Origin of the sequence: Kosakonia radicincitans DSM 16656, from assembly GCF_000280495.2 — a bacterium.
Classification (GTDB): Bacteria; Pseudomonadota; Gammaproteobacteria; order Enterobacterales; family Enterobacteriaceae; genus Kosakonia; species Kosakonia radicincitans.
Genome location: NZ_CP018016.1, coordinates 2,931,441 through 2,942,837, shown reverse-complemented (window position 1 = coordinate 2,942,837; position 11,397 = coordinate 2,931,441). Strand labels below are relative to the sequence as shown.

The window sequence follows — 11,397 nt, the reverse complement described above, 5'->3', positions numbered from 1 at the left end:
ACTCACAGCAACTTTGTGGTTATAGAAGAATATCATGAACTTAATGCAAATTTTTCGCCGTATTTTTCGGCGTATTGCTCCACGACAGTTTGGTTTGTTGGCCGGGATTTTTTGCGTTATCGGTCTCTTTTCCGCGCTACAAATCACGTCATCTATCGTCCTTTCCGCGTCGTTACGCGACGCACAAACCAGCGAACAACGAAACCAGCAGGCGCATCGGCAACAGGTACGGGTCGATGAAGCCCGCATTGCGTTGCTGACCGCCAGCGATCTGCTGAACCGTGCGGGCGTCTATTTTATGCAGGATAAAGAGACCGGCTCGGATGGCAGCTGGCACAGCCTGATGGATGAAACCAAAAAAGCACTCGAAGATTCACAAAAAGCCTGGCAGGCCTGGTTGGCGCTCAATCCGCCGAAAGACGAGGGGCTGATTAACAGCTACCAGATGTTTTATGGCGCGCTGAAAGAGCAGGCGGACGGGCTGGTAAAAACCCAGTCGATCGACGCGTTTTTCGCCGTACCGGCGCAGGCGTTTCAGGCCGATTTTAACGACAATTACGCCCGCTTCCAGCAGGCCAGCGAAACGCGCGCGGAGCAGGGAAGACAGGCGCTGATGTCGACGCTTGCGCAGTTGCAGCATGTCTTCATGCTGGTTCCGGCATTGCTGTTGGTGATTGCCGTGCTGGTGTGGTTTGCCATGTCGCGCTGGGTCATTACGCCGCTGCGCAGACTGATTGCACATATCAATGTGCTTGCCGCCGGAGACTTGGGGACGTCGTTGCCATCGGTACAGCGGTTTAACCGCGAAATCGATCAACTGGGCATGAGCATCGGCACAATGCAGCAGGGGCTGCAACAACTGGTGATGCAGGTCAGTGATGCCACCTCTTCAATGGTTGAAACCATTGGCAGCCTGGCGGAGGGCAACCAGTCGCTGTATCAACAGTCGGCGAAACAGGCGCAGGAGCTGATCGATGTGACGGAACATATCGCCACGCTGGAGTCGCATGTCGAGGGCAACAGCGGGTTCGCCGAGCAGGCCCGTCAACAGGCGGATGAAGCGCGCAAAGTGGCGGAGGGCGGCGACCGGATGATGGATACGGTGACGCAGTCGATGCGCGAAATCGTCGAACGCTCGGCAGAGATGCGCAATATTGTGTCGATGATCGATGGCGTCGCTTTCCAGACCAATATTCTGGCGCTGAATGCCGCGATCGAAGCGGCACATGCCGGTAATCACGGCCGCGGTTTTGCCGTGGTGGCGAAAGAAGTCGGGCTGCTGGCGCGCAAAAGCAGCCACTCCACACAAACCATTCAGCAACTGATCAACCACTCATTGCAGGGCATTCACGACGGCACCGCTGCCGTCAGCCGTCTGGAAGATAACCTGCAAAAGGTGACCGGGCTGGTGGCGCATTTAAGCGCGGTGCTGAGCGAAATCTCGGCCGCCACGCTGAGCCAGGGGGAAAGTATTCACAAGATGACGCGCCGCCTGCACTCACTGAACAGCGTCTCCCGCCGCACCGATGAACTGGTTTCGACCGCCACCCAGGCGTCTGAGCAGTTGCATCATGATTCTCACCAGCTACTGCAAGCGGTTGCGCGTTTTCGTCTTCCGGCCTGACGCCGCCGGGTAGCTCTGCTATACTCGCAGGCCGTTTTTGGCCTGTGGGCAAGGGGTTAACGTGGCAACGGTGATGGGAAATGAGGTTCTGGAAGCGGTGCTTGCGCAGGTTCGTCCGCTGCTGGGACAAGGCAAGGTCGCCGATTATATTCCGGCGCTGGCCTCGATCAGCGGCAACAAGCTGGGCGTGGCGGTCAGCACCGTTAATGGCGAACATTTCCGCGCGGGAGACGCCGACGAGCGTTTCTCCATTCAGTCGATCTCTAAAGTGCTGAGTCTGGTGGTGGCGATGAACCACTACGCGGAAGAGGAGATCTGGCAGCGGGTGGGTAAAGATCCCTCCGGCCAGCCGTTTAATTCGCTGGTACAACTGGAGATGGAGCAGGGCAAACCGCGCAACCCGTTTATCAATGCCGGGGCGCTGGTGGTTTGTGACATGCTGCAAAGCCGTCTCAGCGCGCCGCGCCAGCGGATGCTGGAAGTGGTGCGTAAGCTCTCCGGCGTGCCGGATATCGCCTACGACAGCGCGGTGGCCCGCTCCGAACTGGAACACTCGGCGCGCAATAACGCCATCGCCTGGCTGATGAAATCCTTCGGCAATTTCCACAACGATGTCCCGACAGTTTTACAAAACTATTTTCACTACTGCGCACTCAAAATGAGCTGTGCGGAACTGGCACAAACCTTCCTGTTTCTCGCCAACGGCGGCCATGCCGCGCATATTGAGTCCCCGGTGGTTTCCGCGCGGCAGGCGCGTCAGGTGAACGCGCTGATGGCGACCAGCGGCATGTATCAGAATGCCGGGGAATTCGCCTGGCGCGTCGGTTTACCGGCAAAGTCAGGCGTGGGCGGCGGGATTGTGGCGGTTGTACCACAAGAGATGGTGATTGCCGTCTGGAGCCCGGAGCTGGACGCAGCGGGAAACTCGCTGGCTGGCGTCGCGGTGCTGGAGGCGTTAACGCAACAACTGGGGAGATCCGTGTACTGATGGCTGACTTAACACCGCTGTTTGCGCGTCTGGGGCGTTCCACTTTTCGCTCCCGGTTCCGCCTTGGTGTGAAAGAGCGACAATATTGTGTGGATAAAGGTGCAGAGGTGATTGTCCGCCACGCGGCAGATTTCGTCGCGCAGCGGCTGTCACCTGCCGAGCCGCAAAATGATGGCAAGCAGACCCCCATGCGCGGCCATCCGGTGTTTATTGCCCAGCACGCAACGGCCACCTGCTGTCGCGGCTGTCTGGAGAAGTGGCACCATATCGCGCGCGGTTACCCATTAACAGAAGCACAACAACAGTATATTGTTGATGTCATTTACCAGTGGCTGGTAATCCAGATGAATTCGCCGCGCTAAGTGCGATCGCGCCAGAGCGCCTCCCGCAGGTGGTAAATGATTTACCGAACGTGGCTCCTGCCAGTGATATGGATTGAGATTTGATGCGTGCATTTTTTTCAACCCCTTTCCGCCCGTTGCGGGAGGAGGCTCCGCTCACTAATGCGGTGGTTATTTTTATCCTGACCACACTGTTCTATTTTCTTGGTGCAATGATGCGCCTTGTCGAAGAACTGTCACTGTTCTGGCCGCTCAATGCCGTAATGGCCGGGGTGTTTGCCCGCTACGCCTTTCTCCACCGCTGGCACTATTATCTTATTAGCTACGCCGCGATGCTGGTTTACGATGCGTTCACCACCAACTGGGGCATGGCGTCGCTGATCATCAACTTCTCAAACATGGTGTTTATTATCACCATGGCGCAGCTTATTGGCGCAAAACGACGCCAGATGCTGAAGACGCCGGAACCGGCCAGTGCCCTGAAGTTGTTTGGTTATTGCCTGCTGGCCGCGCTGCTGTGCGGTTTCGTCGGCGCGATAGGATCGGTTGGCATTAACGGTCATGGGTTCTGGTCGTTGCTGGCCGACTGGTTTGGCGAACAGTTTTCCACGGGTGTGCTGATCCTGCCGGGGGTGCTGACCATGAGCTGGCCGCGCAAGCCGCTGCAATTCTCCCTGCAACGGTGCATGCCGGTTGTCGCCGTTGTCGTCTCGGTGATTGCGTCAGTGGCGATCGGCGGGGCAGGCAGCCTGGCGTTTCCATTACCGGCGCTGATCTGGTGCGCGGTACGCTTTTCCCTGCCGTTTACCTCGCTGATTACGCTGTTGACCGGCGGCGTGGAGATTATCCTCGTCTCCAGCAGCGTGATTGATATCTCGATCGGTTCGCCGATGGAGATCCCGCATATGCTCTCTGCACGCCTGGGGATTGCCACTATGGCGATCTGCCCGGTGATTGTCTCCGTCAGCGTCGAGGCGATTAATCGCCTGATGCGCCAGGTCTCTCTGCGCGCGGATTTCGATTTTCTCACCCGCGTTTATTCACGTTCGGGGCTGTATGAAGCGCTGAACCACGATGACAAACGTTTTGCCGATAAACATTTGTCGGTGATGCTGCTGGATATCGACTATTTTAAAAGCGTGAATGACAGCTACGGCCATGAGTGCGGAGACCAGGTACTGGCCTCGTTTGCGCAGCAGATCCAGCGGGTGCTGGGCGATCGCGGGGTGGTGGCGCGCATGGGCGGTGAAGAGTTTGTGGTGGTGGCGACCACCCTTGATCCGCAGGAAGGTGTGCAACTGGCTGAAACCCTGCGTCTTTCGGTGGCGAACCATCCCTTCCAGTGGCGGCAGCAGACACTGCATTTAACGGTCAGTATCGGTATCAGCAGCGGCAAAACCGATGCCTGGCAGTTAACGGAGATGTTTAATGTGCTGCTGGCGGCCGCTGATGAAAATCTCTACCGGTCAAAAAAACAGGGAAGAAATCGCACCACCCAGAACGATGTTGCGTCGAAACCTTCCGCGACCGCGCCGGTGTTGCTTGATAATTAACTCCGCGTGCTGAGTCCGGACGATTGATGCCAGAAGCAATTAATATCCTTAACTTATTAAATTGCTTGCTACTCATTTTTAAGGTTAATACTATTGACTCCTGTGCGTAGCGGAATGTAACGCGACATGATCGGGTCTGACAATTTGAATAAAAATGAGCGTGTTGCTGGCAGACGTTTTGTCAGGCGAATGTATCTGATGCGTATTCTGGGAACGCTGTTGTGCTTTTTCCCTATTCTTTCCGTTCTGCTCGAATTACAGCGTCCGCTGTGGTGTATTCTCCTCCTCGCTGCAAATGCCTTTCTCTGGCCGACTCTTGCTTTCCTGCGCGCGCGCAAAGCGCAGCTGCCGCTGCAAATTGAGCACCAGAACCTGGTGATCGATGCGGGTGCGGGCGGGTTGTGGATCGCGCTTATGGCGGTGAATCCACTGCCGTCAGTGGTGATTGCCACCATTCTGCTTACCGATCGTTTATCCGCGGGCGGTTTTGTTCTGATGCGCAAAGCAGCGCTGGCGTTGCTGGCGGTATTTATGCTGGCCTGGATTGCACTTGGTACACCGTTCGATGTGATCGTCACCCAGCGTACGATGTTCGCCACACTGCCGCTGATTGGCATTTATATGCTGGCGCTCAGCGTACTGACCGACAGCATGGCGGTGAAATTGCGGATGAAAAGCCGCGAACTGGAGCGCATCGCGATGATGGATCCGCTACTCGATATCGCTAATCGCCGCCTGCTGGAAAAGCGTATCCAGTATGAGCTGGACAAATTGCGCACCACGCCGGGCCACTCATCGCTGATGTTTATCGATATTGATAATTTCAAAGAGGTGAATGACCGGTTTGGTCACAAGGTCGGCGATGCCCTGCTGGTGGCGGTGTCGAAGATTTTGCATATCGCCACCCGCAAAACAGATACGCCCGCGCGCCTGGGCGGCGATGAGTTTGTGATCCTCTTGCCGGACACGCCGCAGGAGGAGGCTCATGCCGTCGCAACGCGCATTATGGATGCGGCGGCCGTGATGACAGTCGTGCAGGAATATGCCTTTAAATGCACCTTAAGCATCGGCATTGCCAGCGCGCTTCCGGGCATGAATGACGTAACTGACTGGTTAAAAGCGGCGGATGACGCGCTGTACCAGGCAAAAAGACTGGGTAAAAACCAGATCTACTCCCACTGACAAACGTGCTGAATAGGCTAAGCTTTACGCTGTATACCGCGAATTGATCGACAGTTTTTCTGTTTGCGGAAACGGCCCGAAAAAATGAAGAGATCGGCATCCTATGCAAATACCTGCTACTCCCGTGGATGAAGAGCAACGTCTTGCTTCACTACACGATTCCGGACTGCTTGAAGGCGGCGTCACTGAGCGGCTTGATCGCCTGACCCGGCTGGCTAAACGCATGTTTAACGTGCAGGCAGCGCTGATTACGCTGTTGGACGAAGATACCCTGTATTTTAAATCCTGTGATGGTTACACCCGTGCAGAAACAGTACCCCGGAAAATCTCCTTTTGCGGGCACGCCATTTTGCACCCGGAACCGTTGATCATCCCGGATAGTGCTCGTGATGAACGCTTTGCCGATAATCCGCTGGTTACCAGTGACAAACCGATCCGTTTTTATGCCGGGCATCCGCTGCGTCTGCCGGATGGTGCGGTCGTGGGAGCGTTTTGTCTGATCGACAATGAACCGCGCGAATTAAGCACTGCTGATCTGGATAGCCTGAAAGATTTCGCCACCATCGTCGAGGATGAGTTCGCGGTGATGAGCGCGGCTACCACCGATGAGCTCACCGGGTTGTTTAACCGCCGCGGTTTCGACAGCCTGGCGAAGTTTGCCATTTACGGCGCTCGCCGCCGGGCGGAGCCGTTAACGCTGGCGTGGATCGATCTGGATAACTTCAAAGAGATTAATGATACCTGGGGACATGCCGAAGGCGATGAAGCGCTGAAAGCGATGTCTTCGGTGATGACTGCCAGCCTGCGTGAAGCCGATCTGCGGGTACGTTATGGCGGTGACGAATTCGCCATTGTCTTTTCCGATACCGACGAGCAGGGGGCGTGGATCGCTATGCAGCATCTGGTCGAACAGGTTGAGGCGTGGAATCAGACTTCCGGAAAAGCGTGGAAGCTGCTCTTTTCCTGGGGCGTGAGCGAGTTTGATCACAACGGTAATGGCGGGCTGCACCCGTGGATTAAAGACGCGGATCAAAAAATGTACGCTATGAAAACACGTAACAACCGCACCCGTTAAGCCATCATAAACACCTGGTGCTGCGGCATGTGTGTTGCAGACAGGTAAACAAGAAAGTGGTTGTTTTATAAGGAAGTAAAATGACCACTTATTCACGCCATCACGAGCGAGACGCTCACTTCCCGTATTTATTCCCTCTGTGAAGTGCCGGACACCGCCACCGGCAGCGGCGTGGAACATTTTTATCAACAATCTGACTGGCAACGCGCCGGCGAAATCCTGCGCTATGCGCTGATGCCGGACGGAAATGTGACGGGTACGACAATTTTTTACAAGCTTATCTAATTTGGTCTAATAAGACGGCCCATTTTGATCAAAACAGGGTTTCATGGTCTAAAAGTCTGGTAAGTTATTACACCAATCTCCCAAGGTTGTATGACTAATCAAAAAGGAACCCACTGTGAACACGTTAAACCGTCGCAACTTTCCCGGCGCTGAATACCCTGAACGCATTATTCAGTTCGGCGAAGGGAATTTCTTGCGCGCTTTTGTTGACTGGCAAATCGATCTGCTGAACGAGCACACCGACCTTGACGCCGGTGTGGTGGTCGTCCGCCCGATCCAGAGTGATTTCCCGCCGTCTCTGAGTACGCAGGATGGCCTCTATACCACGATTATTCGCGGCCTGAACGAGCAGGGCGAAGCGGTGAGCGATGCGCGTCTTATCCGCTCTGTTAACCGCGAAATCAGTGTCTATGGTCAGTACGATGAGTTCCTGAAACTGGCACACAACCCGAATATCCGTTTTGTGTTTTCCAACACCACGGAAGCCGGTATCAGCTACCACGCGGGCGATAAATTCGATGATGCGCCAGCCGTCAGCTATCCGGCAAAACTGACCCGTCTGCTGTTCGAACGTTTCAGTCATTTCTCTGGCGCGGCCGATAAAGGCTGGGTGATCATTCCGTGTGAACTGATTGATTACAACGGTGATGCGCTGCGTGAACTGGTGCTGCGTTATGCGCAGGAGTGGGCGCTGGGCGCAGAGTTTATCCAGTGGCTGGATGCGGCGAACGATTTCTGCTCCACGCTGGTTGACCGCATCGTAACCGGTTATCCGCGTGACGAAGTGGCGAAACTGGAAGCTGAACTGGGCTACCGCGACAGCTTCCTCGACACCGCAGAGCACTTCTATCTGTTCGTGATCCAGGGGCCTAAATCACTGGCCTCCGAACTGCGTCTCGACAAACTGCCGCTTAACGTCCTGATTGTTGACGACATTAAGCCGTACAAAGAGCGTAAAGTGGCGATCCTCAACGGCGCGCATACCGCGCTGGTACCGGTGGCATTCCAGGCTGGTCTGGATACCGTTGGCGAAGCGATGAACGACAGCGAAATCTGCGCGTTTGTTGAAAAAGCGATTTATGAAGAGATCATTCCGGTGCTTGATCTGCCGCGTGATGAGCTGGAATCATTCGCCAGCGCCGTGACCGGGCGTTTCCGCAACCCGTACATCAAGCATCAGTTGCTGTCGATCGCGCTGAACGGTATGACCAAATTCCGTACCCGTATTCTGCCGCAGTTGCTGGCAGGGCAGAAAGCGACCGGCAAACTGCCTGCGCGTCTGACTTTTGCCCTTGCCGCGCTGATTGCCTTCTACCGCGGTGAGCGTAACGGCCAGCCGTATCCGGTTCAGGATGATGCGCACTGGATCGAACGCTACCAGCAGTTGTGGAGCCAGCACGGCGATCGCCAGATCAGCACCAGCGAACTGGTGAAAGCCGTATTGTCCGTCAGCGAACACTGGGAACAGGATCTGAGCAAAATCACTGGTCTGGTGGAACAGGTGTCGTTAGATCTGGATGCGATACTGCTGCGTGGCATGCGTGAAGCGGTAAAACCGCTGTGCTAAGCGGCAAATGATGAACAGGAAAACCCGGCTGCGGCCGGGTTTTTTATGGCGAATATTTTGTGTTCATTTTAGTTACAACATACTTATTGAGAGTTGTATAACAGGTTTCAGTAACTTCTGTGCCGGTTATCGTCGACCAGATTGATTTTTCGTCACAATTTCTTAGCAAACTTGCAACTGTGATTGCGATCACGTTTAATAGCAAGGCTATCCCTTTTGCCTGCAACTAAACAATGATCGTTCGCCCACAACAACACTGGCTTCCCCGTCTTTTCGTCTGGCACGGTTCGGTTCTGCCGAAAATCAGTTCACGCCTGTTCATGAACTTCCTGCTCTCCATCGTCGTGGTGTTGATGCTTCCCTGGTATACCTCGCTGGGCATCAAACTGACCGTTGCGCCATTCAGCATTCTCGGCGTGGCTATCGCCATCTTCCTCGGCTTTCGTAATAACGCCTGTTATGCGCGTTACAGCGAAGCGCGTTTACTGTGGGGACAATTGATGATTGCCTCGCGATCATTGCTGCGGGAAGTGAAAACCACGCTACCGAATGAAGCCGATATCACGCACTTTATTCGTCTCCAGGTGGCCTTTGCCCACAGCCTGCGCATGACGCTTCGGCGTAAACCGCAGGCGGAAACGCTGGCGAAATATTTAACGGCTCAAGAGTTGCAAATGGTGCTGGAGACGCATTCGCCCGCGAACCGCATCCTGCTGATCATGGCGGAGTGGCTGGGTGAGCGTCGTGCGCAGGGGGCGCTTTCCGACATCTTATTCCAGAGCATTACACAGCGGCTGCATGATATGTCCGTGGTGCTTTCCGGCTGCGAGCGCATTTTTACCACGCCGCTGCCTTTTGCTTATTCACTGATTCTGCATCGCACGGTCTATCTGTTCTGCATTATGTTGCCGTTTGCGCTGGTGGTGGATTTGCACTACATGACGCCGTTTGTTTCCGTGCTGATCTCTTACACGTTTATCTCGCTGGATACGCTGGCGGAAGAGCTGGAAGAGCCGTTTGGCGTCGAGGATAACGATCTGCCGCTGGATGCGATTTGCAATGCTATCGAGATCGATCTGCTGCAGATGCAGGGCGAAAAAACGTTACCGCACAAAATGACCGCAGACAAAAACTATCAGCTAACCTAAACTTTAGGACGTGAGAGTAAGACACATTACGCATTTTTCGCTTTAATGACATTACTCAGCATAAAGAGGGACGCGCGATGGAAAACTCAGACAGAACGATATCGCTGGCCGTAATGTTGGTTGTCAGCTTATCTCTTCTCGCTACGGCGTGGGATCTCTCCTTCGTTAGTAGCTTGCCCTGAACTTCTACTGCCCGCCAAGCAGCGCCCGTGTTTCTATAGCCGGGCGCTGTAATAACGCTTCTGCTTCCGCATACGAACGCACATTGGTATAGCCAATAATCAGGCCGTAGCGCTTGCTGGTCTGGTTATACCAGCGCGACAGCGCGCTGACCTGCAATTCGTGGCGCTGCCAGATCTCCGCCAGCGCCACATCCTGCGTGCTGGTGCGTAAAAACGCGATAATATGCATGCCGCCATCGCTGACTTCCACGCTGAACAAGTGCGGATAAATGTTCTCCAGCGCGGCCAGCACGTTCTTTCTGCGCAGCGAGTAGAGCGTGCGCATTTTTTTCAGATGCTGATAAAAGTGGCCTTCGCCAAGAAAGGCGGCGAGAATTTTTTGTGTCAGTACCGGCTGGCCACTTTCGGTCAGCGCAGCGGTTTCATGGAAACGGGCGAGCGCGGCGCGGGGTAACACAAGGTAACTGATGCGCAGGGCGGGCATCACCGTCTTGCTGAATGTCCCCATATAGATGACCCGATCATCACTATCAAGACTCTTCATCGCCGGAAGGACTTTCCGGGTGTAGTGAAACTCACCGTCATAATCATCTTCGACGATCCAACTCTCATTCTGGCTGGCCCACTTCAACAACTGGTGTTTGCGCGGCAGCGACATCGTGACCGCAAGCGGGCTTTGATGTGACGGTGTCACAAATAACAGACGGGCATCAGGGTGATAACGCAGTAAATAATCGACATTCATGCCTTGATCATCGACCGGCACAAAGTGCAGGTTTGCGGCGGCGCGTTTCAGCGCCTGCTGACCAAAAAAGTAACCGGGATCTTCAAACAGCACTTTGTCGCGGTCTGTCGCCAGCGTATTGAGGATCAAGCGCAGGTTATTGCTGTAACCGCTGGTAATAAACACCTGATCTGCGGTGCAGGATAACCCGCGCGAGACATTCACATAATGGGCGATGGCCTCACGCAGCGGCGCATAGCCCGCCAGCGGGGGATTGGTCATCTCCAGTGGCTGCATGGAGCGCACCGCTTTGCCGCACAGCAGTAGCCATTTCTTGTAGGGAAAGGCATCCAGAGACGGAATACCGAGGCGCAAAAAGCCTTGCTGGTCGCGCAACACGTCCATCATGGCGGGTGGTTTTTCTTCGGCAACGGGTTGTTTCGAAGCCGGTTTCCGTGCTGGCAGAATCAGATCCGGGTTCACCCGCGTACCGCGCGCGCCGTGGCTGATAAGGTAACCTTCGCCGACCAGAATCGCCCATGCAGTTTCGACGGTTTTACGCGCCACGCCTAACTCGCTGGCCAGCACGCGCACGGAGGGAACTTTGTCACCAGGCTTCAATAACCCGCTGACAATGCTATGGCGATACTGCTCATAAATGTTCTTATAGCCCGGCTTCATGTCCTACCTTTATTTTCAGTTTTTGCATCTTTTTACTACGGCATAAG

General features: G+C 54.8%; 9 protein-coding genes and 1 pseudogene. 9 read left to right on the top strand and 1 reads right to left on the bottom strand.

The features are described from left to right. Window positions 1-34: 34 nt before the first annotated feature. The 9 genes and pseudogenes from Y71_RS14085 (at window position 35) to Y71_RS14045 (ending at window position 9,763) form a co-directional block, all read left to right on the top strand. Window positions 35-1,624 carry a methyl-accepting chemotaxis protein gene (locus tag Y71_RS14085; RefSeq protein WP_035943431.1) on the top strand — a complete coding sequence of 530 codons (1,590 nt, stop codon included), beginning with the start codon at window positions 35-37 and terminating at the stop codon, window positions 1,622-1,624. Window positions 1,625-1,697: 73 nt separating this feature from the next. Further along, window positions 1,698-2,612: a glutaminase B gene (gene glsB, locus Y71_RS14080; protein ID WP_202626117.1), complete on the top strand. Its 915-nt coding sequence runs from the start codon at window positions 1,698-1,700 to the stop codon at window positions 2,610-2,612. Further along, on the top strand, window positions 2,612-2,974 hold the full coding sequence (locus Y71_RS14075) for a DUF4186 domain-containing protein (protein WP_007374943.1): 363 nt from the start codon (window positions 2,612-2,614) through the stop codon (window positions 2,972-2,974). Before glsB ends, Y71_RS14075 begins: the two co-directional genes overlap by 1 nt. A gap of 83 nt (window positions 2,975-3,057) precedes the next feature. Next, the gene (locus Y71_RS14070) at window positions 3,058-4,506 is read left to right on the top strand and encodes a GGDEF domain-containing protein (RefSeq protein WP_081120774.1); all 1,449 of its coding nucleotides are present in this window, start codon (window positions 3,058-3,060) and stop codon (window positions 4,504-4,506) included. 189 nt (window positions 4,507-4,695) lie between these two features. After that, complete coding sequence (locus Y71_RS14065; RefSeq protein ID WP_035885767.1) at window positions 4,696-5,688, top strand: sensor domain-containing diguanylate cyclase; 993 nt, start codon at window positions 4,696-4,698, stop codon at window positions 5,686-5,688. A gap of 103 nt (window positions 5,689-5,791) precedes the next feature. Then, on the top strand, window positions 5,792-6,763 hold the full coding sequence (locus tag Y71_RS14060) for a GGDEF domain-containing protein (protein ID WP_035885766.1): 972 nt from the start codon (window positions 5,792-5,794) through the stop codon (window positions 6,761-6,763). Between the two features lie 144 nt (window positions 6,764-6,907). Further along, window positions 6,908-7,048, top strand: a pseudogene (locus Y71_RS30730) (GNAT family N-acetyltransferase); the annotation flags it as partial. Between the two features lie 115 nt (window positions 7,049-7,163). After that, window positions 7,164-8,615: a tagaturonate reductase gene (locus tag Y71_RS14050; protein ID WP_007374948.1), complete on the top strand. Its 1,452-nt coding sequence runs from the start codon at window positions 7,164-7,166 to the stop codon at window positions 8,613-8,615. Between the two features lie 233 nt (window positions 8,616-8,848). Beyond that, entirely contained in the window at window positions 8,849-9,763 is a 915-nt protein-coding gene (locus Y71_RS14045; protein ID WP_007374949.1) for a bestrophin family protein, read from the top strand. Window positions 9,764-9,949: 186 nt separating this feature from the next. On the opposite strand, the gene pdxR is transcribed toward Y71_RS14045, so the two are convergent. Then, window positions 9,950-11,350 (bottom strand): MocR-like pyridoxine biosynthesis transcription factor PdxR, encoded by a 1,401-nt coding sequence (gene pdxR / locus Y71_RS14040; protein ID WP_007374950.1) that lies wholly within the window; start codon window positions 11,348-11,350, stop codon window positions 9,950-9,952. Between the last annotated feature and the right edge of the window lie 47 nt (window positions 11,351-11,397).